At 61.2% G+C, this 20,457-nt stretch carries 21 protein-coding genes and 1 riboswitch; of the genes, 12 read left to right on the top strand and 9 right to left on the bottom strand.

The window, feature by feature from the left end; all coding sequences use genetic code 11:
- Positions 1–59 precede the first annotated feature (59 nt).
- The 6 genes from ACRDT3_RS03090 to ACRDT3_RS03065 all read left to right on the top strand — a co-directional run bounded on the left by ACRDT3_RS03090 (position 60) and on the right by ACRDT3_RS03065 (position 6,204).
- Complete coding sequence (locus ACRDT3_RS03090; RefSeq protein WP_431491561.1) at positions 60–524, top strand: hypothetical protein; 465 nt, start codon at positions 60–62, stop codon at positions 522–524.
- Positions 524–2,170, top strand: a complete 1,647-nt coding sequence (locus ACRDT3_RS03085; RefSeq protein ID WP_431491560.1) for a DUF5671 domain-containing protein — start codon at positions 524–526, stop codon at positions 2,168–2,170. The genes ACRDT3_RS03090 and ACRDT3_RS03085 overlap by 1 nt, the downstream gene beginning before the upstream one ends.
- Positions 2,171–2,305: 135 nt before the next feature.
- Positions 2,306–3,382, top strand: coding sequence for a FecCD family ABC transporter permease (locus ACRDT3_RS03080; protein ID WP_431491559.1), 1,077 nt, complete (start codon positions 2,306–2,308; stop codon positions 3,380–3,382).
- Entirely contained in the window at positions 3,379–4,425 is a 1,047-nt protein-coding gene (locus ACRDT3_RS03075) for a FecCD family ABC transporter permease (RefSeq protein WP_431491558.1), read from the top strand. Before ACRDT3_RS03080 ends, ACRDT3_RS03075 begins: the two co-directional genes overlap by 4 nt.
- Positions 4,422–5,222 carry an ABC transporter ATP-binding protein gene (locus tag ACRDT3_RS03070; protein WP_431491557.1) on the top strand — a complete coding sequence of 267 codons (801 nt, stop codon included), beginning with the start codon at positions 4,422–4,424 and terminating at the stop codon, positions 5,220–5,222. The genes ACRDT3_RS03075 and ACRDT3_RS03070 overlap by 4 nt, the downstream gene beginning before the upstream one ends.
- A gap of 13 nt (positions 5,223–5,235) precedes the next feature.
- On the top strand, positions 5,236–6,204 hold the full coding sequence (locus tag ACRDT3_RS03065) for an ABC transporter substrate-binding protein (RefSeq protein ID WP_431491556.1): 969 nt from the start codon (positions 5,236–5,238) through the stop codon (positions 6,202–6,204).
- 77 nt (positions 6,205–6,281) lie between these two features.
- Here the strand turns inward: ACRDT3_RS03065 and chrA are convergent, their stop codons facing one another.
- The 4 genes from chrA to ACRDT3_RS03045 form a co-directional block, all read right to left on the bottom strand.
- Complete coding sequence (gene chrA, locus ACRDT3_RS03060) at positions 6,282–7,472, bottom strand: chromate efflux transporter (protein WP_431491555.1); 1,191 nt, start codon at positions 7,470–7,472, stop codon at positions 6,282–6,284.
- Positions 7,473–7,544: 72 nt separating this feature from the next.
- Entirely contained in the window at positions 7,545–8,558 is a 1,014-nt protein-coding gene (locus tag ACRDT3_RS03055) for a DMT family transporter (protein ID WP_431491554.1), read from the bottom strand.
- Positions 8,559–8,637: 79 nt separating this feature from the next.
- On the bottom strand, positions 8,638–9,567 hold the full coding sequence (locus ACRDT3_RS03050) for a GNAT family N-acetyltransferase (RefSeq protein WP_431491553.1): 930 nt from the start codon (positions 9,565–9,567) through the stop codon (positions 8,638–8,640).
- A 6-nt stretch (positions 9,568–9,573) separates the two neighbouring features.
- The gene (locus ACRDT3_RS03045; RefSeq protein ID WP_431491552.1) at positions 9,574–10,959 is read right to left on the bottom strand and encodes a glycine--tRNA ligase; all 1,386 of its coding nucleotides are present in this window, start codon (positions 10,957–10,959) and stop codon (positions 9,574–9,576) included.
- Positions 10,960–11,139: 180 nt separating this feature from the next.
- Between ACRDT3_RS03045 and ACRDT3_RS03040 the strand changes: the two genes are divergently transcribed.
- Positions 11,140–11,370, top strand: a complete 231-nt coding sequence (locus ACRDT3_RS03040) for an RNA-binding S4 domain-containing protein (RefSeq protein ID WP_431491551.1) — start codon at positions 11,140–11,142, stop codon at positions 11,368–11,370.
- Here the strand turns inward: ACRDT3_RS03040 and ACRDT3_RS03035 are convergent, their stop codons facing one another.
- The gene (locus tag ACRDT3_RS03035) at positions 11,371–12,021 is read right to left on the bottom strand and encodes an alpha/beta hydrolase (RefSeq protein ID WP_431491550.1); all 651 of its coding nucleotides are present in this window, start codon (positions 12,019–12,021) and stop codon (positions 11,371–11,373) included. It abuts the gene before it with no gap.
- Between the two features lie 329 nt (positions 12,022–12,350).
- Between ACRDT3_RS03035 and ACRDT3_RS03030 the strand changes: the two genes are divergently transcribed.
- Together ACRDT3_RS03030 and ACRDT3_RS03025 are read left to right on the top strand one after the other, a co-directional pair.
- Positions 12,351–12,749 carry an SHOCT domain-containing protein gene (locus ACRDT3_RS03030; protein WP_431491549.1) on the top strand — a complete coding sequence of 133 codons (399 nt, stop codon included), beginning with the start codon at positions 12,351–12,353 and terminating at the stop codon, positions 12,747–12,749.
- A 68-nt stretch (positions 12,750–12,817) separates the two neighbouring features.
- The gene (locus ACRDT3_RS03025; RefSeq protein WP_431491548.1) at positions 12,818–13,675 is read left to right on the top strand and encodes an SGNH/GDSL hydrolase family protein; all 858 of its coding nucleotides are present in this window, start codon (positions 12,818–12,820) and stop codon (positions 13,673–13,675) included.
- 82 nt (positions 13,676–13,757) lie between these two features.
- Here the strand turns inward: ACRDT3_RS03025 and metX are convergent, their stop codons facing one another.
- Together metX and ACRDT3_RS03015 are read right to left on the bottom strand one after the other, a co-directional pair.
- Entirely contained in the window at positions 13,758–14,903 is a 1,146-nt protein-coding gene (gene metX / locus ACRDT3_RS03020) for a homoserine O-acetyltransferase MetX (protein WP_431491547.1), read from the bottom strand.
- Between the two features lie 2 nt (positions 14,904–14,905).
- Positions 14,906–16,249 carry a bifunctional o-acetylhomoserine/o-acetylserine sulfhydrylase gene (locus ACRDT3_RS03015; protein WP_431491546.1) on the bottom strand — a complete coding sequence of 448 codons (1,344 nt, stop codon included), beginning with the start codon at positions 16,247–16,249 and terminating at the stop codon, positions 14,906–14,908.
- A gap of 92 nt (positions 16,250–16,341) precedes the next feature.
- Positions 16,342–16,461, bottom strand: a riboswitch (SAM riboswitch).
- A gap of 172 nt (positions 16,462–16,633) precedes the next feature.
- Between ACRDT3_RS03015 and ACRDT3_RS03010 the strand changes: the two genes are divergently transcribed.
- The gene (locus tag ACRDT3_RS03010) at positions 16,634–17,278 is read left to right on the top strand and encodes a VOC family protein (protein ID WP_332498748.1); all 645 of its coding nucleotides are present in this window, start codon (positions 16,634–16,636) and stop codon (positions 17,276–17,278) included.
- A 61-nt stretch (positions 17,279–17,339) separates the two neighbouring features.
- Here the strand turns inward: ACRDT3_RS03010 and ACRDT3_RS03005 are convergent, their stop codons facing one another.
- Complete coding sequence (locus ACRDT3_RS03005; RefSeq protein WP_431491545.1) at positions 17,340–17,756, bottom strand: GNAT family acetyltransferase; 417 nt, start codon at positions 17,754–17,756, stop codon at positions 17,340–17,342.
- Between the two features lie 18 nt (positions 17,757–17,774).
- Positions 17,775–18,557, bottom strand: coding sequence for a CPBP family intramembrane glutamic endopeptidase (locus ACRDT3_RS03000; protein ID WP_431491544.1), 783 nt, complete (start codon positions 18,555–18,557; stop codon positions 17,775–17,777).
- Between the two features lie 96 nt (positions 18,558–18,653).
- Here ACRDT3_RS03000 and ACRDT3_RS02995 point away from each other — a divergent pair, with 96 nt between their 5' ends.
- Entirely contained in the window at positions 18,654–19,499 is an 846-nt protein-coding gene (locus ACRDT3_RS02995) for a phosphotransferase family protein (protein WP_431491543.1), read from the top strand.
- Complete coding sequence (locus ACRDT3_RS02990; protein ID WP_431491542.1) at positions 19,492–20,400, top strand: hypothetical protein; 909 nt, start codon at positions 19,492–19,494, stop codon at positions 20,398–20,400. The genes ACRDT3_RS02995 and ACRDT3_RS02990 overlap by 8 nt, the downstream gene beginning before the upstream one ends.
- The last annotated feature ends 57 nt before the right edge of the window (positions 20,401–20,457 follow it).

Here is a 20,457-nt window from a genome sequence, read left to right as displayed (position 1 = left end):
CATCAAACCTTGATGCCAAGGCGCTGGATTATTGCCCTGATGTGGACCAAAATGGTGCAATGACAAGTAAATTTTCGGCGACGCGGGTGGTTTTGCTGGCCCTTGCCGCCGCCATTGTGGCATTGGTTATAGCCGCGCTACTCGTGGTTTCGCTGCGTTCCGCACCAGAGGCCCACGGGGAGAACACCCCTGAAGGGGTCGTGCAGCGATATCTGATGGCCTTTGAAGCCGAGGATTTGCCCGCCATGCAGGGTTTCACTCTCGAGGGCCAGTCAAAGACGCTGTGCAATCCAGAACCCTACGCCACTGAGCCACTTGATGTGCAGCTGCTCAGGAGCACCGTTGGGACTGCCAACGCTACTGTCCACACCAGGTTCAATGCCGGGGATAGCCAATTCCTGCCTTTGCCGAACCTGTCCTCTTATGAAGATGCCTTCGAGCTGCGCAAGGTCGATGGGACCTGGTTGATTGACCGCATGCCGTGGCAGGTCGGCTTGTGTTCCGCCGAGGAGATGGGTTACTGATGATCGCCAATACCCCAGCGCTCCAGTCGCCAAGCAGCAGCGTGCTGCGTCCGGTGATCCTCCACGGCCTGCTGTTCATCTTATTGATGGTCGTGGCCACGGGTCTGGCAACCCTTTTTACCGCGATATTCCATGGGTTCAATTCCGCGTCGGTCAGCACCGAGCAGCTGGCGATGGCTTTCACTTTCAGCTTGGTCGGGATCCCCTTGGCCTGGCTGCTGTGGCGCACCATCCGCAAGCGCTTGGCTCGCCCGTCGGCGTTCGATTCGGCGATCTGGTCCTTGCAGGCCTCGGCCGTTTATCTTCTCACCCTGGCTGCCAGCAGCTGCGCCGCATTGGGATTGCTGGCGGGACTTGTTTCCGTTTCCCCAGACGGTGCATGGCAGTCATCGTTGGCGGTGGCCCTGGGCTGGGGCGCGGTGTGCCTCTGGCAGCACCGCCAAATCACCTCTGCGCGTACTGCACCACGGCATTTCGCCCATCTGGCGGCTACCTTGGGAAATTACTTCAGCATGGTGCTCTTTGCGCTTTCACTGGTTGCCATGCTGAAGGTCTCGTTGGAAATTCTGATCCGTCCGGACAACGCATTGGTGGGTTCTACCGTCATGCAGAATCTGCTGATGGCGCTGATCTGGCTGGCAGGCTCCTCGGCCCTGTGGTTCTGGCATTGGAAACTGCGCCGAGTCCAGAAGATGGGCAATCTCTTCAACGATATCCTGCTGGTTGTGCTGGGCTTGGCCGGACCGGCAATAGCATTCTTGCTGACGATCGCCGAGCTGCTTTCCTGGGTGTGGCCCCAAGCTTGGACCCTGCAAGAACGCACCGAGCTTTTCCTCGCCGGCGGTCCCAGCCTGCTGGCCATACTTGTGGCGGCCGCGGTTCTCTGGATCTATCACCAGTCCCAGCTGCTTTCCGGGCTGCACCCTGCCGCCGTGGTCAGCGCGGCGCAGCTGGCGCTGGGTGGTGTCGGCTTGGCCGTGCTGGCTACCGGATTAGGCATGGTGGTCAATGCGCTCTGCGCAGCTATCGCATCCAGCGTCTCGGTGGGCTACTCGGCGGACCTGCTGGGCCACGGCCTCGGCTTGCTCGCCTTCGGAGCCGCCACCTGGCTCTGGTATTTCAAGCCTTGGAAACCCTCCCTGGCAGATTCACGCAGCGCCTATTTGGTCTTGTTCTTCGGAGCCAGTTCCGTTGTCGCGCTGGTTTCATTGCTGGTCTTCGGGTACCGAATTTTCGAGTTCTACCTGGAACCCGATTCTCGTCTTGATTCCCTCCTGGACACCGTTCGCGCCCCGCTGGGCTGGCTGGTAGCGACCGCTGCCGTGGCCGGCTACCACTTTGCGCTGTGGCGTTCGGACAAGGATTCCAGAGGCGGGTCTTCCGGAAAATCCGTTGCCGCTCAGGGTTCGATAACGCGTCGAGCAGTGGTCATCGTCGGCCCGGCGGCCTCCGAGCCGATGGCGGCGCAGCTCAAAGCACGTCCGGAGCTAGCGGTGACGTGGATTGCTTCCTCCGGCCCTGCTCTAGACGACCGGGCCGAGGTATCGGTGCTGGCACGAATCGATGAGTATCTGGCGACTCATCCTGATTCCTTCATGGTCCTTGCCGAACCTGATGGGGCGGTGCGTTTTATCAATCTAGCCTAGTCGGGGCTCATTCAGCACCATTTCATAAATAGGTGCGTCTATTATGGCTTAATTTAGCCTATCCTAAAAACATCATGGTAGTGTGACTTTTTGTGCTCGCAATTCAGTGAGTGTTCCCTAATTACGGAAAGTCGCATGACCCTCCTTGCGCCGCATCAGCCCACCAACAACTCCGATCAAACCAAAGCCGCCCATGGATCAGCAGGATTGGCCGCCAGCAACGCTTGGAAGTCAGCGGCCTTAGCCCTATGCCTCGGCTTGCTCGCAGTCGCCCTCTTCGCGTCTTTGGGCATTGGAGCAAAGGCTATTGCGCCTTTGGCTGCCGGGCAGGCGCTATTGGGAATTGGCACACCCGAAACACTGGTGATCATCAACGAGCTGCGTCTACCGCGCACCGCGATTGGGCTCCTGGCAGGAATTTCCCTGGCTGTTGGCGGAGCATTGATTCAGGCGCTGACCCGCAATCCGCTGGCAGATCCCGGTATCCTCGGGGTCAACGCGGGCGCCGGATTCGCTGTCGTACTCGCAGTGGCATTCCTGGGCATCACTCACATTTCCCAATACATCTGGTTCGCCTTCGCCGGGGCCGTGCTAGCCACCCTCGCGGTATACCTCATTGGATCGCGTGGCCGCGGCGGCGCGACGCCGGCCAGGCTGACCCTGTCCGGCGTCGCACTGGGCGCCGTACTGGGAGGAATTTCCAACGGGATGACCCTGCTAAACCCCGAGGCTTTTGACCGCATGCGCTATTGGGGCGCGGGGACCTTGAACAACCGCACCATGCCCATGGTGGGCGTCATCGCTCCTTTCGTTGTCCTGGGGTTGCTCTTGGCGGTGCTGTGCACCCGCTCGCTCAACGCACTGGCCTTGGGGGATGAGGCCAGCCTCGCGCTGGGTATCAATATCGGCCTGACCCGTGGATTGGTGATCGTGGCGGTCACCCTGCTCTGCGGCGCAGCGACCGCCGCCGCCGGTCCGATCGGCTTCGTGGGCTTGATGATCCCGCACATCAGCCGTTGGATCGTCGGGCCGGATCAGCGATGGATCCTGTGTTTTTCGATGATCCTTGGCCCGGTGTTGTTGCTCGTTTCCGATGTGCTCGGGCGCATCGTTGTCCCGCCCGGTGAGATGCAGGTGGGGGTCATCACCGCCTTGCTCGGTGCTCCGGTGCTGATTTGGCTCGTTCGGCGGAAGCAGGCTAGCGGACTATGAGTGCTGTGGATTTTGGCCCGGGCCACCGGGTACTGCGCGTTGGACGCATCTGTTTGCGTGTACAACAGCGTCAGCTGCTTCTCGCCGCAGTGCTCTCAGCGCTGGCTGCCGCCCTGGGCCTTTACGCGTTGGCCACTGGCGACTTCACGCTGGGCTTGGGCGAAGTGCTCAAAACCTTGGCTGGAGCCGGGGAGGCCAGCAGCCAGCGGGTGGTGCTGCAATGGCGGCTGCCCCGCGTTCTGATGGCCCTGTTATTGGGCGCAGCGCTAGGCGCTAGCGGGGCAATTTTCCAATCCATGACCTGCAATCCCCTGGGTTCTCCAGACATTATCGGATTTAATACCGGTGCCTATACTGGCGCGCTGGCCGTCATGCTGGTCTTCGGCGGCGGGTATTTCCAGGTGGCGCTCGGTGCATTGGCGGGTGGCTTGGCCACCGCGGCCATGGTGTATGCCTTGTCCTACAGGAATGGCTCTGAGGGATTCCGGCTGATCATCGTCGGGATCGCGGTCAGCGCGATCCTCGCTTCCGCCAACACCTGGCTGATCTTGCGCAGCGAGTTGGAGGACGCCATGTCGGCGGCCATCTGGGGTGCCGGCTCGCTGAATGCCATCGGCTGGGACCAGGCCATACCGGCCGCGGTGGTCGCGCTGCCTCTCGCGCTGGGCGCCATGGCCTGCACGCGCAGGATGCGTCTGCTGGAACTGGGCGATGACGCAGCTGTAGCCCTAGGCGTCAAAACCGAATCCAGCAAGCTGTCCTTGCTGGTGATCGGGGTGGCGTTGACTGCCTTGGCCACCGCGGCGGCAGGCCCCATAGCCTTCATCTCGCTAGCTGCCCCGCAAATCGCCCGCCGGCTCATGGGCAGCGCAGGCGTGTCGTTGGCTTACTCGGCATTGCTCGGCGCCGTGCTGCTGCTGGCCAGCGATGTGCTGGCTCAGCGCGTTTTGGATAACACTTCCCTGCCGGTTGGCGTAGTCACCGTCAGCATCGGCGGGGTCTACCTGATCTGGCTACTACTTCGTGAGGCACGACGCCAATGAGCATGACCCATCCACAGCTATCCGCCGACCGGCTCACCTTGGGCTACGGGCCATCGGCCATCTCCGAAAACCTCTCGCTATCCATCCCCCCAGGTTCGTTTACGGTCGTCGTTGGACCCAACGCCTGTGGCAAATCGACGTTGCTGCGCGCCCTGTCCAGGGTGCTGAAGCCGTCCTCGGGCCAGGTCATCCTGGATGGCAAACCGATCCTGTCCCTGCCAGCCAAGCAGGTGGCCCAGCGGCTGGGGCTGCTGCCGCAGTCCTCCATCGCCCCGGATGGCATCACCGTTGCCGATCTGATCGCCCGCGGCCGCCACCCGCACCAAGGCTTGTTCTCCCAATGGTCTGCTGCGGACGAGCAAGCCGTGCTCAGTGCCATGCACGCCACAGGCACCACCGGGCTCTCCCGGCGGCTGGTCGACGAACTATCCGGCGGGCAGCGCCAACGCGTCTGGATCGCCATGGTACTGGCCCAGCAGACTCCCTTGCTGCTGCTCGATGAACCGACCACCTTCTTGGACATCTCCCACCAGATCGAAATCATGGAACTGTGCCGCAGGCTCAACGAGCAACAGGGCAATACGGTGGTTGCGGTGCTCCATGACTTGAACCAAGCGTGCCGCTACGCCACGCACCTGATCGCGATGAAATCCGGTGAGATCGTCGCCGCAGGACCTCCGTCGCAGATTGTCACCGAGAAACTGATCCGCGAGGTCTTCGCCTTGCCCTGCACCATAATCCAGGATCCCGTCTCGCACACACCACTCGTGATCCCGCTGGGCCACGAGGCCAACTAAGAAGGAAAAGAACATGCAACCAATGACCCGACGCGTCTTTTTCGGCGCAGCTTCGCTGGCCGCAGCACTGGCCCTGGCCGCCTGCAGCCCGAGCACCCAGGCCGCTTCCCCTTCAAGCGGCGAAGCCAGCGCAGCGTGGAGCTTCACCGATTCCGGCTATGGAAAAACCATCTCCATGGATGCCGTACCGCAAACGCTGGTCACCGATTCCTATTCGGCTGCGGCGCTCTGGGACTACGGCATCCGTCCCTCGGGCGTCTTCGGATATGGTCTGGACGAGCCGGGCAGCCTGGCCCTTGGCAGTGCGGATCGAGCAGAGATGACCATCATCGGCCAGGACGGAGAGTTCAGCTTGGAGAAGTTGCTTGGCCTCGACCCGGATCTGATCGTGGGCTTCGGCAATGCCGAAGGCACGGGCTGGACCTGGTGGGATGACAAGGTCCAGGCAGAGGCCACTGCCACTGCACCATTTTTAGGCATCAAATTTGGCAACCGGCCTGTCCTGGAGGTTATCGAGGACTATGAATCATTGGCGAAGTCATTGGGCGGGGATATTGCGTCGCAGTCCGCCGCCAAGGCCGATTACCAAGCCAAACTTGAGCAGTTGCGTTCCCTGGCCAAGGAGCAGCCGTTGCGGATCATCGCGCTAAATGGGTATGACGACCTGTACGTAGGCCAGAAATCACTGGGCCAGCTGGCCCTGCTGGACGAACTCGGATTCGATATTGTCGGCCAGACCCAGGACAGCGGCTGGGCTTCAATGAGCTGGGAGAAGGTTGCCGACTACCCTGCCGACGTGGTGCTGAGCTATTCCGGCACCGCGCAGCAGGTCAAGAACCATCCCGTCTTCGCGTCTTTGCCGGCGGTAGAGGCCAGCCAGGTGGTCGAATGGGATGATAAGCGTCCGTTCACCTACAGCAGCTATGCGCAATGGTTCGACGAGCTGATCGCCGTGCTCAACACAGCCAGGAGCCTGGGCTAGGGTAATTGCGCCGAGGTCCGGTACCCTGCGCCACGACGCGCACCGGGGTGCCGGCCCCAGCGGTTCACAGGGCTGGCCTATGCCAGCACGCCCAGCAGCACTCCCCCGAGCGCACCGATGGCTACGACGATCCATGGCGCCATCTTCCAGGCGGTCAGCAGAACCAAGCAGAGCAAAGCCAGCACGAATGCGGGAGCGGAAGTAATCGCTGAGGTAAAGACCGGGTTGTAAAGGGCGGCAGCCAGCACCCCGACCACTGCTGCGTTTGCGCCGCGCATGATGGCACGTGCTGCTGGCCAGTGGCTCACGAGGTTCCAAAATGGCAGCACGCCAAGCAGCAGAAGGAAACCAGGAAGGAAGACGGCGAGCAAGGCAATGAGTGAGCCGAGCACGCCACCTGGACCTGATTCAACGAGGACGCCAAGAAACGCGGCGAAGGTGAACAACGGCCCGGGCACGGCCTGAGCCGCACCGTAACCGGCGAGGAATTCTTGGGAACTAATCAGCCCTGGATCCACGACTGCACTTTGGAGCAGCGGCAGGACAACGTGGCCGCCGCCAAAGACCAGAGCACCGGAGCGGTAGAAGGCATCGATGAAGGCTACGAGATCCCAGCCGGTTGCCAAGGCTGCTAGCGGTAATCCGAAAAGCAGGATGGCGAACAGCGACAGGCAGCTAATGCCCAAGGCCCTTGATACCGGGAACTGCATAGCCGTCGCTGCTCCGGCGTCCGTGCCACGGCACCAGAAGTATCCTGCCAATGCGCCGAGGGCAATGGCCAGGATCTGCCCAGAGGATCCGGCCAAAAGCAGTGCAGATCCGGCAGCCACGACAGCGATGGCTGCACGAGTCCGATCCGGAGCCAGATTCCCAGCCATGCCCAGCACCGCTTGGGCGACGATGGCGACCGCTACGACCTTCAAGCCGGTCAGTAGCCCGGTTCCGACAGGACCGGCAAACAGCGAAGCGCCGAAGGCGAAAACCGCCAATGCCACCGCGGAGGGCAGGGTGAAAGCCAGGAATGCCGCCAGGGCACCGCGCATTCCGGCCCGGTGCAGGCCGAGGCCAAAACCGACCTGGCTGGATGCCGGGCCCGGCAGGAACTGGCCCAGTGCGACCAGCTGGGCGTACTGCTGGTCATCAAGCCAGCGGCGGCGATCAACCAGTTCGGTGCGGAAGTATCCCAGGTGGGCGATGGGACCGCCAAAAGAGGTCAAGCCGAGCTTGAGGAAGACCTTGAAGACTTCGCTGGCCGAGCCCCTCGCCATTTGCTGTGATTCCATGAATTCCAGCATAAGTCGTGGAAGAAAACGGAAGGTAAACGGCGCAAGCGCGGCACGCTAATCGCGTGATGCCACTGGGCTTCGGGTACTGGAACTCTTCGCGTTTCGCGCCCCGGAGATCGAGGCCAGGCCAACGGCAAGCAGCGTCAGCAAGGTGCCCATGACAGTTGCGGCGGTGACGGACGAACCCGGGGCCGGGAAGAATGCGTCCAAGAGCAGCGAGCCCACCAGCTGGCCGCCAACGGCCGCGAGGCTGGTAACCAGCACGCCGAGCCGCTTGACCACCAGGGCGGTAATGCCTACGAACAGGCAACCGAGCAGTCCGCCGATGTAGTACCACCAGTTGCCTGGCAGCGGGTTCAGTTCAACGCCGGCAGGCAACCGCACCAGCATCACCATCACCAGGACCACGAACCCGACGGCAAAGTTCACCAAGGTCGCCGCGCTCGCTCCACCATAAGCTGCCGCTTGCACGCCGTTGGCGGCTGCCTGGAAGCCCATGAGCATGCCGACCGCTGTCGAAAGCGCCATCGGCAGGAGCAAGGCGGAAAGGTCCGCCTCGGCTCCGCGCGGGCTGACCGCCCAAATCACTCCGATAATGGTCAGCAGCACGCCGAGTATGCGCAAGGCATTGATCTTGCGCGGTGCGGCCCCGCCAAAGCCCACCCGGTCCATGAACATGGAACCGAAAGCCTGGCCGGTCACCAGGCAGACGGTGAACAGCGCCACGCCAATGAGCGGCACCGCTGCGGCCTGGCTGAAGACAATCAGGGCACCTACCGCGCCGGCCACCAGGTACCAGCGCGGGAAACGGCCTTGGGCCAACGCGCGCGGCACTTGCCCCACCGAGCTGCGCACCGGAGGAACAAAGATGGCCAATAGGATCAATGCCGCCAAGCCAACACCAAAGCTGATGGTTGATGCCGCGATGGCGTCCCCCAGCTTCGCACCCAGCGCCCCGTTGATGCGCGACTGCACGCAAAGCAGCAAGCCCGAAGCGATGGCAAGCAGGATGAACAGGATCTTTCCGCCGGAGCGGACCTGCGCGGTCATGGTGGTGCTGGTGGTCAACGGAGTTCTTTCAAGAAGTGAAGGCTGATTCAGAACGGAAAAAACGGGACCCGCCAAGCGGGTCCCGTTCTTGCTGGCACTACTTCGCCGCGTCGCTGGCGAGGATATGCGTCGTGGAAATGACGGTGGCCTGGTCAACCACGGCCAACGCATCAATCAGCGAGGAGAGGATGAACATCGACGAGTCGACTTCCAGCTTCACCGGGTACTGGTGGATCAGCATGGCGACCATGTCGCGCACCGCTTCTGCCACTTCGTCATCGCTGAAGGCAGGGTTGTGGCCTACCAGCACGTCGGTCGGGGCGTTCTCGCGGGCGGGCACGTAGCTCACCGCGAAGGCCAGCGGAACGCCGCCCTCGCGCTTCGGCTTGTCGCGCAGCACCAGGGCGCCCTGCGCGCCGGTGTGCTCGTCGAGCAGCATGCGCTGCGCCGAGCCCACGGTCATCTGGGCTGGATCCCAATCGGTATGCACCGTGTTGTAGAAATCCATCACCAGCTGGGTCAGCTCGACGCTGCCGGTGGACAGGTCCTCGATCACCCGGTCATTGGTGTCGAAGACCGGTTCAGCCAGCGCGCCCGGTTCCAGGATGACATCGCGCGAGACCTGGATTTCGCCCAGGCCCAGCGACTGGCAGAAGCCAGCTGCCGCGCTGGCAGGATCGCCGGCGGTCACCGTGTAGCGGGCCTTGAGCTCCTGCGCCTGGTCGGCCGGGATCTGCTTGCGCAGCTGTTCCACCAGGGCGGTGCCCACGCCGGACCGGCGCTGCTCGGCAGCCACCTCGACATAGAGCCACAGGCGCTGCGGATGCAGCGAGGAAGCGAACACCACGCCGGCGCCGATAGCCACCTTGTCAACGGTGGCTACCAGCGTGCGGGAGAACGGTGCATCGCTGTTTTCGCGCAGCATGGTGCGATCCTGGTGGGCCTGCGGGGAGCGCGGGTCACCGAAGATCTGCAGCAGCTGAAGGTCGTCCCCGGAGCGCCATAGGCGGAATTCCAGTTCGTTCATCGGGCTCTAGGCTCCGTTCAGGCGCTCGGAAAGGTAAGCGGTGACCTGGTCCAGGGATACACGTTCCTGGGACATGGAGTCGCGTTCGCGGATGGTCACGGCCTGGTCCTCGAGGGTGTCGAAGTCCACGGTGATGCAGAACGGGGTGCCGATCTCATCTTGGCGGCGGTAGCGGCGGCCAATGGCACCGGCATCATCGAAGTCGATGTTCCAGCGCTTGCGCAGCTCGGCAGCCAGGTCCTTGGCCTTCGGGGAGAGGTTCTCATTGCGGCTCAGCGGCAGCACCGCGGCCTTGACCGGAGCCAGGCGCGGGTCGAGCTTGAGCACGGTGCGCTTGTCCACCCCGCCCTTGGTGTTCGGTGCCTCGTCCTCGGTGTAGGCATCAACCAGGAAGGCCATCATGGAACGGGTCAGGCCGAAGGAAGGCTCGATCACGTATGGGGTGTAGCGTTCGCCGGTGGCCTGGTTGAAGTAGGACAGCTCGGAGCCCGAAGCCTTCGCATGGCTGGACAGGTCGTAGTCGGTGCGGTTTGCAACGCCCATGAGCTCGCCCCACTCCGAGCCCTGGAAGCCGAAGCGGTATTCGAAGTCGATGGTGCCGGCCGAGTAGTGCGCGCGCTCGTCTTCTGGCACATCGAACTGGCGCAGGTTCTCTTCCTTGATGCCCAGGTCCAGGAACCATGCCCAGCAATCCTTGACCCACTGGTCGAAGAAGGCGGGTGCATCTTCTGGAGCGGTGAAGAACTCGATTTCCATCTGCTCGAACTCGCGGGTGCGGAAGATGAAGTTGCCCGGGGTGATTTCGTTGCGGAAAGCCTTGCCGATCTGGCCGATGCCAAATGGCGGCTTCTTGCGCGAGGCGGTGAGCACGTTGGCGAAGTTCACGAAGATGCCCTGGGCGGTCTCCGGACGCATGTACGCCAGGCCGGCTTCGGTATCCACTGGGCCCAGGAAGGTCTTCATCAGGCCGGAGAACATCTGGGGCTCGGTGAACTGGCCCTTGGTGCCGCAGTCAGGGCAGGCGATCTCGCTCATGCCGTCCTTGGCTGCACGGCCCTTCTTGGCCTCGAAAGCCTCGATCAGGTGGTCCTGGCGGTGGCGCTTGTGGCACTGGATGCATTCGACCAGGGGGTCGGTGAAGGTAGCAACGTGGCCCGATGCTTCCCAGACAGCCTTGGGCAAGATGATCGACGAGTCCAGGCCAACCATGTCCTCGCGGCCGCGAACGAAGTTCTGCCACCACTCGCGCTTGATGTTTTCCTTCAGCTCGGTGCCCAGGGGGCCGTAATCCCATGCGGAACGGGAACCACCGTAGATTTCACCAGCCTGGAAAACGAATCCTCGACGCTTTGCGAGGGAAATAACCTGATCTAGCTTGGACTGTGGCGCCATATCAACTCCAATGGGAATTACGAGGCCGCTGGTTGCGGTCCGTAGAAAAATACATACCTTCCAAGGGTATCGTTTCCGTGGCCTGCAGACGAAGCCAAATCAGGTAACGCTGACGTGAACTTCCACGCCTTTGGCCGATATTCGCGATGCAGCGCACTTATTTAGGGAAGAATGGAAGCCATGAGTGCCAATGATGCTTTTGACCTAGAAATCCGTGACGAGTCCATTCGCTTGGGCCAGTTGCTCAAGCTTGCCTCCCTGGCCGAGGATGGCATCCACGCCAAGGAAATGATTTCCGACGGAATCGTCACCGTCAACGGCGAGGTCGACACCCGGCGCGGGGCGCAGATCCGCCCCGGCGACGTGGTGTGCGTGAACGGTGAATGCGTACGCGTCACCGCTCAGCAGTAGCTAGTTCTTCTTCAGGACGACCCTGTTGAGGAAGTCGGCAACGTCCTGCATTTCCTCCATGCACACCGAGTGGCCAATCCGCGGATAGGTTTCGCTGGTCAATTCGGTGTGTTCCGGGACCCAGCCCAGGGTGTATTCGATCTTCTCCCGGGTGATCACGGGGTCAGCCAGGTCGCGGCCCCAGAACATCGGCAGCGGCCTATCCGCCAGCTTCGCGTCATCAAATATTTCCAGGGGCTCCGGATCCACGGCAAAGCCGGAGAGCCCGACGACGGCTTCAATGGAATCGCGCTGGTAGCGTGCCAATGAAGTGGCCATGGCCATGCCCTGGGAGAAGCCGAGCAGGGTGATCGATGAGTGCTGCTTGCCCAGCGGTTCCAGCAATGCCCATAGCGCTTCCACGCTGCGTGCCACCGACTCGATGGTGTAGTCGATTTCTTGGGTCAGCGGGAACCAGCTGTACCCCGGCCCCGCTTGCAGCGGTGCACGCACCGAGAGGTAAGTGAATTCTTCGGGCAGATGCTGCGAGAGCCCCATGAGGTCTTGTTCGTTAGAACCGTAGCCGTGCAAGAACACCAGCAGCGGAGTTCCAAGGCGGGATTCGTCGTTGCGGGAAATGATGGCCACCGGAGCCTGATCTTGGTTAGTCATAGTTCCCCAAGACTATCGAACAGCTGCTCGCTAAATCAGCGGTCATGCGGTGCGATTCCATCGTTTCCCCGGCCATGGCGATTGCAACCCCGGGCGCAGCGGAACGTCCAATACATGCCGTCGAAAGTACCGATGGCGGTTGCCCGAAATATTCTAGGTGCTTGGTTTTCTAAGCCTTAGAAAACCTGATGACATGTTACAAAATAATAAATCTTCAAAAATTGCCTAGCATTTCAGGCATTTCGTGCTTGACTGTTCCCACGGCCTCGCAGCCGTTCGAAACGCGGCTCTCACCGGACGAGACAGCGACTGACAAAGGAATAGGTGCCATGGGCGAGATTGAATACAGCGAGGATATTTCTGGGCTTACCCCAGAGGATCTCGATGGTTTCGGATACATCGAGCCGGACCTCGGAAGCTCCTCGTCGGTCTTCGATACTGTCGACACGGTATTTTCAGTCGGCATCCCCCTGTTCGCCATACTCTTTATCGCAGGTGTCGGATTCATCATCTTCGTAGTTGTGCGCAACCACCGCAAAGCCAAGAGCGCCGGTTTTGATCCGCTGACCCTGGAAACCGATCTGATGGCAAGGGCCGCTAATTCAGCTATGCTGGCGCCGAAAAAATCCCTTGAAGATAAGCTTTCCGAACTCGATTCCCTGCACTCGCGCGGAATCATTACCCGCGACGAGTTCTTGCAGGCGCGCCGGGATGCATTGAGCGAGTAGAACGGCATCTCATAGAATCATCCTCGGGAATGATTGACTAGAAGTTACCCTTTGGTAACAATAGATTCGTGCCAAACGATTTTGCTTCTGAACCATCAACTCCCGCCAATGCCCCACTGCATCCGTGGCGCCGCTATGTCGCCATCGGGGACTCGTTCACCGAGGGCATCGGCGATCCCGACCCGTCGAGCACCGGACGGCACCTTGGCTGGGCCGACCGCTTGGCCCATGAGCTCAGCCGCACCGTCCCGGACTTCTCGTACGCCAATCTCGCCATTCGCGGCCGGCTAATTGGCCAGATCGTTTCCGAACAGCTCGATCCCTGCATTGATCTGAAGCCGGACCTGATCTCGCTCTGCGCCGGCGGCAACGATGTCCTGCGACCGGGCGGCGATCCAGACAAGATTGCAGATATCCTCGACAATGCGGTAGCTAAGCTCACCGCTACCGGAGCCACGCTCCTGCTCTTCACCGGGCCCGATATCCGCGATACCCCGGTTTTGGGAAGCATCCGAGGCAAGGTGGCGATCTACAACGAAAACGTACGCACCGTAGCCGCCCGCCATGACGCCATCGTTGCGGACATGTGGGCCTTGCAGGAGCTCCACCAATCCCAGATGTGGGCACCGGACCGCCTGCACTTCTCCCCCGTCGGCCACCAGCGCATTGCCGCCATGGCACTGGACTCGCTGAACGTTCCGCATCCGCTGGATACCGAAATCGTTCCGGTCGTGGATGAACGCAGCTGGCGAGAAGCCCGCAAGGAGGATCTGCAGTGGGCGCGCGAGCATCTTGCACCCTGGGTATTGCGCCGCTTGCGCCACCAGTCCTCCGGCGACGGCATCACTCCGAAACGCCCTTCGGCTACGCCGTTTGCGGATACCAAGCCAAACGACTCGCTCGGCGCCGGCGACAGCGCCAAGTAAGCAAGAAAAGCCTGAAGCAGTTCCACCGATTACTGGCGGAACTGCTTCAGGCTTTAAATCCTTGCCAACCCTGTTCCGGGGCTCAGTCCCCGAACACCAAGGTCCGAAGCACGCCATCGAGCTGCTTGGCGTCGGTCAGGAATCCATCGTGGCCAATCGGCGAATCAATGTAGTGCACCGGTTTTGGCTTGGCCAGCGACGAGGCCAGCTTCACCGACTGCTCAGGGAAGTACAAGCGGTCAGTGGTTACCGCGGCAACCACCACGTTGACCTTCGCCAGGCGCGCCAAGGCGGCTTCCAGGGATTCATGGCCGCGAGCCACGTCGTGGCTCATCAGCGCCTCGGTGAGCACCAGGTAGCTGTTGGCATCAAAGCGATTCACCAACTTGCTGGCCTGATGATCCAGATAGCTTTCCACCTGGTACCGCCCGCGCGGCCCGTCGAGCTGACGCGTTGGGTTCTCGCCATCCTGCGGATTGCGCGAGAAACGGGTCTCAAGCTCGGCTTCGGAACGATAGGTGATGTGGGCCAGGCGGCGAGCCAAGCCGAGACCGGCGTCCGGGCGCGCATCGTTAGCGTAGTAATCGCCATTGCAGAAGTGCGGATCCAAGCGGATGGATTGGGTCTGCACCTGTGCAAAGGCGATTTGCTCGGCAGTCGCCTGCGCGCTCGAAGCCATCACTACAAGGTTCTTGACCTGGTCGGGGAACTCGACGGCGTATTCCAGCGCGCGAGCGCCGCCCATCGAACCGCCAATGACCGCATGCCAAGAATCAATTCCCAATTTCTTGGCCAGTCGCGCTTCAAGGCGCACCGAGTCCTTGATGGTGACAAAAGGGAAGCTCGAACCATAGGGCAGGCCCTGGTCGTCCAAGGACGAGGGGCCGGTGGATCCATTGCAACCACCCACCATGTTGATGGACACGACAAAGTACTCATTGGTGTCAACCGTGGCGCCGGGGCCAACAAATTCTTCCCACCAGCCGGCGCTTTGCGAATCGCCTTGCGCAACGTGGGCGTCACCGGTGAGCGCATGCATCACCAGCACCGCGTTGGAGCCATCAGCTGCCAGCGTCCCCCATGTTTCATAGGCCAGCACCACGTCTGGAAGGAATCCGCCAAATTCAAAGCGGTGCTCCCCCACGGAACTACGACGCAAAATGCCGTCTTGCCCGCCGGCGAGCTCTTCGGCGCGCAGAGTATCTTCGGTAGTCACAATGGATGCCATGCCTAGAGGGTTTCCTGCAGTTCCTTGTTCCCAAGGGCACCAACAGCTTGGAAGCCCAGTTCCAGATCGGCCAGAATGTCCTTGATGTTCTCCAGTCCGACGCTCAGCCGCACCAGTCCCGGGCTCACGCCGGCCGCAACCTGCTCCGCTTCGGAGAGCTGGGCGTGGGTGGTGGAGGCCGGGTGGATGACCAGCGAGCGCACGTCGCCAATGTTCGCGACATTGGAGTGCAATACCAGTGCGTCCACGAAGGCCTGGCCGGCTTCCGAGCCGCCGGCCAGTTCGAAGGCGATGATCGAGCCAGCGCCCTGATCGCTGTACTTCTGCGCACGCTCATGCCAAGGCGAAGACTTCAGGCCTGCGTAAGCGACCTTCTGCACTTCCTCGCGGGCTTCGAGCCAGTTGGCAACTTCAACGGCATTCTGACCGTGGCGCTCAATGCGCAGCGACAAGGTTTCCAGACCCTGCGCGATCAAGAACGCGTTGAATGGCGCAACCGAGGAACCCAAATCGCGCAGCAACTGCACGCGGGCCTTGAGGATGTAGGCAAGATTGGCGCCTAGGATGCCGTTGACACCCAGGTCGCGGGCGAAGACCAGGCCGTTGTAGGACTCGTCCGGGGTGTTGAAGCCCGGGAAGCGTGCGGCGTCCTGGGCGAAGTCGAAGTTGCCCGAGTCCACGATGACACCGGCAATGGCATTGCCGTGGCCGCCAAGGAACTTGGTGGCCGAGTGGATCACGATATCCGCGCCCCACTCGATTGGGCGGATCAGGTACGGCGTGGCCAGGGTGTTGTCCACCAGCAGCGGCACACCGGCTTCGTGGGCGATCTCCGAAATGCCCTCGATATTCAGGACATCCTGTCGCGGGTTGGAGATGCTTTCGCCGAAGAAGGCCTTGGTGTTCGGGCGAACCGCGGCACGCCAATCGTCCAGGTTATCCGGGTCGGAGACGAAGCTGACCTCAATGCCCAGGCGCTTCAGCGTGTGCTTGAGCAGGTTCTGGGTTCCGCCATACAGGCTCGGGCTGGCAACCAGGTGGTCGCCGGCTTCCGCCAAGTTCAGGATGGCCAGGGTGGTGGCAGCCTGTCCCGAAGAGAGCAGCAGTGCGCCTACGCCGCCTTCCAGGTCAGCGATGCGGGTTTCCACCGCGTCGGTGGTGGGGTTGCCGATACGGGTGTAGATCGGTTCCAGTTCCTGCAGCGCGAAACGTGCAGCAGCGCTCTGGGCGCTTGGGAAGACGAAGGAAGTGGTTTGGAAAATCGGGAGAGCACGTGCTCCGGTAGTCGGATCCGGGGTCTGGCCGGAGTGGATCTGACGGGTTTCAAATGACCAGTTGTTGCTCATGGTTTCCTCCAAATAGCGTTTCATGACTATGGGGGTACGCCGCTGAAAAGACACCGACAGGAAGCACCGTATCGTGACGACTTCCAGGGGGTAACCCGCGCTTGTCCTTGATGCCTTGTGCATTCAAGGGCCAGGTCTTCACCCGGGGCACCCCACCGCGGTTGGAGGGTTGCCGCCCAGTAAGCCGGGGCTTGTTACTGGGACTCATGACCTGCTACCAGTTTGCCCGAAAACCGAAGATCTTTGCAACGCCAGGGCCGGACAGTGGACTCAATCGGTCATATTTCGCGAATACTGCAGGTTCATCGCAGAGTATTCGATAGCATCCGTCCACTTAGGCAACCCTAAGTAGAGACTCGCATCACATGTTGCCATGATGGGCACATGATGAGGCTAGATCACGTAAGTTATGCATGCGGCCCGGACGGGCTGTTGCCAACCGCTGAAAGAATCTCCGAGTCCTTGGGACTGGAATTCGTCAAGGGAGGCGTGCATCCACGATTCGGAACACGCAATGTCATCTTCCCGCTCAAGCACGGCCAGTACCTTGAGGTGGTTGAAGTCCTGAACCACCCGGCCAGCGACAAGGCGCCCTTCGGGCAGGCAGTTCGCGCCCGTTCGGAGCTCGGTGGCGGCTGGATGGGCTGGTGCGTCTCGGTGGAGGATCTGTCCAGTGCCGAAGATCGCTTGGGCCGCAAGTCAGTGCCGGGCAACCGAAAGTTCCCTGATGGCCGCGAACTGACCTGGCAGCAAATTGGCATCAAGGGCCTGATCGCCGATCCACAGTGCCCGTACCTGATTTCCTGGGATGAAGGATCCGAGGAGCTGCATCCTTCCAAGGCGCTGGAACCTGCCGGCGCCATCAGCCAGATCGCCATCGCCGGCTCGCGTGAACGGGTGCTGGATTGGCTGGGCCAACCGCAGAACGTCAATTTGGGCGCTGTCACCATGCAATATGAAGCGCCGAATGGCACTCCGGGCATCATGTCGGTAACCTTTGAAACCGAGTCCGGCACCGTGGTGCTGTAGGACGTTCTGGAGCGAATGCAAGTAGGCGGGGACAATGGCGTCCCCACCTACTTTCTTTTCGTTAAGACCGGTCCAAGCGTTTTCCCAGGACCACGACCTGCTGGTCTTCGAAACCCAGGCGTTCATAGAAGTCGATGACGGCAGAGTTTTCCCCGCGGACCATGAGCTGCACCTTGGGCACGCCACGATCCCGCAGCCACATGACCGCAGCCTCCACCAGGGCCCTTCCCAGACCGCTGCCCTGCCTGCATGGATCCACCGCAACATAGTAGAGCCAGCCCCGGTGCCCGTCATGGCCAGCCATCGCAGTAGCCACGAGCCGATCGTTCTCAACGATGGCCAGCACCGTAGAAGTAGGCTCGGCCAAAGCCCGACGGGCGTCGGCGAGCGCATCGTTCCACGGACGGGTCAGCCCAGTGGCTTCCCACAATTCAACTGCTTGGCGGAGGTACTTCTCGCTCAGCACGGTAATCTGCATTGGCTCAGCCTATCGGCGTTACTGGCCGATTCCGATGGCGGGCCCGACCAGGGCGTATCCGACGAAGCCGATGGCGTCGAGCAGGAAGTGCGCGATGACCAGCGGCATCACCCGCCCGTATTTCTGGTACACCCAGCCGAAGACGATGCCCATGAGCATATTGCCGATCATCGGCCCCACGCCCTGGTAGAGGTGGTAGCTGCCTCGGATCATGGCGGAACCAATAATGGTGCTCCACAGGCCCAACTGCAGTTTCCTGGCATAGGTGAACAGGAATCCAAGCATCAGCACTTCTTCGAGCACTGCATGGCGCACAGCCGACAGCAGCAGCACGGGGACGCTCCACCAATAATCGCCCAGATTCGCTGCTGACAGTGCTGTGGTGACACCCAGTGCCCGTCCGGCGGCATAGACGCCCAGCGTCCCCAGGCCCATGGCCAGGAACATCCCCGCCCCGAGCAATGCGTCCTTGCCCGGATTGCGCATGTCGAAGCCGATGTCCCGGATGGTTCGTCCGGTCGTGCGCTTCATCAGATAGAGCGCCAGCACGACGGGCACCAAGGCAAAGAAGATGTCCAGCAGCTGGTAGGAGAAATCAAAGAATTCGCGGGTGCTCAGCGGGTTATTCAGCGATGTAGTCTGCTCGCGCAGCGGTGCCCGGGTGACTTTATCGGCAAAGCTCAGCAGCGAGTAGACCGCGCTTTGCCCCAAAGACAGGGCAAGAACCAAGACGATCTCGAGCCTGAGGGTCTTGCGGGTTGCCGACTGCTCAATTTGTTCAGCGTTCACGTTTCCGATCATAGGCTGATCTGGCTGTGCGCGTACTGAGCAGCCACGTGGCGAACCTGCGATAGCCTGAGGTTGAGACCACCAGCGAGCTGAACGAGAAGAGTGCGAGTGAGCCGTCCTGCCACCATTGGAGAACTGCAGATTGCCCGTCGGCTCTGTCCCGATCTTTCGTGGGAAGACGCGGCGGTGAACGAAGGCGGCCAATTCCACAAGGTGGTGATTGGCAATCCGCAGGCGGTGATTCGCATGGCGCGCACGCCAGCGGCCACGGAACAGATGCCGCGTTCCGTCAAGCTGCTGTCTTTGCTGGAAGGTCGGCTCAACTACCGGATCCCGGTGGCGGCTTCCGAGATCCTGCATGTCGACGGGCTCAGCTCCGTGGCCATGTCTTTTATCCCTGGCAGCGCGCATGAACCGCATTACGGGGATCCGAAGGTGCTAGGACAGCTCGTCAAGGATTTGGCCGAAGTTCCGCTGGAACCGATCAGCAATCATCTGGCCAAGCCGTTTTCATTCCGTGGCGAATGGACCCAAGCCCGGCAGCGGCATTGCTTCGATGCGCTGCCCGAGGAACTGCGAGGGCCTGCTACTCAGCTCTGGGCCCAGCTCGATATCCTGGCGCAGGTTCCTGCGGGCTTGGTTCATGGCGACTTGGCCGGCCACAACATGCACTGGATCGGCGAGAAACTGGTTGGCATCTTGGATTGGGACCTCGCCGCTGCGTGGGACCCGGCTTTGAACACCGCTTACCTGAGCCTGTGGCACGGTTTGGAGATGGTGGATTTGATCGCTCCAAGCGCTGAGGAAGCACACCGAGCCAAAATCTGGTTGGGCCTAATGAGTCTTGAACGGCTATCGGATACGCTCTCACGCACCGACAACCCGAAGATGGGCAAGCTCATGCGCAAGATTGGTCCGCGCATCCTCACCGCTGCGCAATCAATCAATGGCTAGGAAGCAAATTGTCCAGCCCCATCAGGTCGCTGCCAGGCTGGCCGCCCGCCGCGGCGCAAGCGAGCTAGCGCTAACCGGTGAAGGCACCGAATTCCTTTTTTACAGCTCGCTGCGCGGGACCCAAAGCGAGGGCTACCGCATCCCTCGAATGCCGGTCTACAACACCAGCAACAATCCGCAGATTTCGGCCAGCAGCCTTCAGCTCAAGGAATTGAATTGCAGCGTCTGGGCTCAAAAACATGGGTTGCCCAGCGCACGGGCAATTGATCTCGTAAATCAAGATGGGTACCCGGTATTGATCACCGAAGTCATCGAAGATGACGGCTCGCCCGTGGACGCTCACGCATTGGGCTCCTGGCTGGCTTCTTTGCACGAACTTCCGCCGCTCGCTTTCGACGAGAAAGACAGCCAGGCCGGCACAATCTATGCGACGGTTGCCCAGCGCATCGCTGACCGCTACGCAAGGCTTGCCCACCAGCATTCGATGCCAGCCTTGCCATCGGCCTGCGTGCTGCGCGCTCTTCTAGAAAGATCCTTGCACCGGCGCAGCCTGTTGCATCTGGATATCCGTAGGCAAAACGTTCGTGTACGGGCTGGAATGCCTCTGGCCATATTCGATTGGAGTAACGCCCTCTGCGCTGCCCCGGAGATGGAGCTGGCACGTATTGAGGAATACGCTGCCATTGCCGAAAACGGATTGGACAATGAGCGGCTGCGTACTGCATACACCGGAAATGGCGGCAGATTCGACGACACCTCGGCAGCGTGGACTGTGCTGAGATTAGATGCCGCGGTGATGCTCGCCGGGGTATTCAACTCGGTGGCTCCCAATAGAAACCTTGAACAGCACTTCCTCGCCCGAAGCCGAGCATTGCTTGAAAGCCTGGGATCCTCGCTTTGACCTGTGGCTGGCCCGGTTCGTCGCGCGCGCTGCTAAGAAGCGACCTCCGCAGATCAT

Origin of the sequence: Glutamicibacter sp., from assembly GCF_050701915.1 — a bacterium.
Lineage (GTDB): Bacteria > Actinomycetota > Actinomycetes > Actinomycetales > Micrococcaceae > Glutamicibacter.
This window is presented reverse-complemented; position numbering and strand designations above follow the sequence as displayed.

Coding starts and splice junctions, on each gene's coding strand:
- ACRDT3_RS03050 (WP_431491553.1), bottom strand. CDS start 9,567: ATGAACGAACTGGAATTCCGCCTATGGCGCTCCGGGGACGACCTTCAG.
- ACRDT3_RS03005 (WP_431491545.1), bottom strand. CDS start 17,756: ATGCAGATTACCGTGCTGAGCGAGAAGTACCTCCGCCAAGCAGTTGAA.
- chrA (WP_431491555.1), bottom strand. CDS start 7,472: ATGGCGAGGGGCTCGGCCAGCGAAGTCTTCAAGGTCTTCCTCAAGCTC.
- ACRDT3_RS03010 (WP_332498748.1), top strand. CDS start 16,634: ATGATGAGGCTAGATCACGTAAGTTATGCATGCGGCCCGGACGGGCTG.
- ACRDT3_RS03015 (WP_431491546.1), bottom strand. CDS start 16,249: ATGAGCAACAACTGGTCATTTGAAACCCGTCAGATCCACTCCGGCCAG.
- ACRDT3_RS03035 (WP_431491550.1), bottom strand. CDS start 12,021: ATGACTAACCAAGATCAGGCTCCGGTGGCCATCATTTCCCGCAACGAC.
- ACRDT3_RS03080 (WP_431491559.1), top strand. CDS start 2,306: ATGACCCTCCTTGCGCCGCATCAGCCCACCAACAACTCCGATCAAACC.
- ACRDT3_RS03000 (WP_431491544.1), bottom strand. CDS start 18,557: ATGATCGGAAACGTGAACGCTGAACAAATTGAGCAGTCGGCAACCCGC.
- ACRDT3_RS03075 (WP_431491558.1), top strand. CDS start 3,379: ATGAGTGCTGTGGATTTTGGCCCGGGCCACCGGGTACTGCGCGTTGGA.
- ACRDT3_RS03085 (WP_431491560.1), top strand. CDS start 524: ATGATCGCCAATACCCCAGCGCTCCAGTCGCCAAGCAGCAGCGTGCTG.
- ACRDT3_RS03065 (WP_431491556.1), top strand. CDS start 5,236: ATGCAACCAATGACCCGACGCGTCTTTTTCGGCGCAGCTTCGCTGGCC.
- metX (WP_431491547.1), bottom strand. CDS start 14,903: ATGGCATCCATTGTGACTACCGAAGATACTCTGCGCGCCGAAGAGCTC.
- ACRDT3_RS03030 (WP_431491549.1), top strand. CDS start 12,351: ATGGGCGAGATTGAATACAGCGAGGATATTTCTGGGCTTACCCCAGAG.
- ACRDT3_RS03070 (WP_431491557.1), top strand. CDS start 4,422: ATGAGCATGACCCATCCACAGCTATCCGCCGACCGGCTCACCTTGGGC.
- ACRDT3_RS03090 (WP_431491561.1), top strand. CDS start 60: ATGACAAGTAAATTTTCGGCGACGCGGGTGGTTTTGCTGGCCCTTGCC.
- ACRDT3_RS03045 (WP_431491552.1), bottom strand. CDS start 10,959: ATGGCGCCACAGTCCAAGCTAGATCAGGTTATTTCCCTCGCAAAGCGT.
- ACRDT3_RS03040 (WP_431491551.1), top strand. CDS start 11,140: ATGAGTGCCAATGATGCTTTTGACCTAGAAATCCGTGACGAGTCCATT.
- ACRDT3_RS02990 (WP_431491542.1), top strand. CDS start 19,492: ATGGCTAGGAAGCAAATTGTCCAGCCCCATCAGGTCGCTGCCAGGCTG.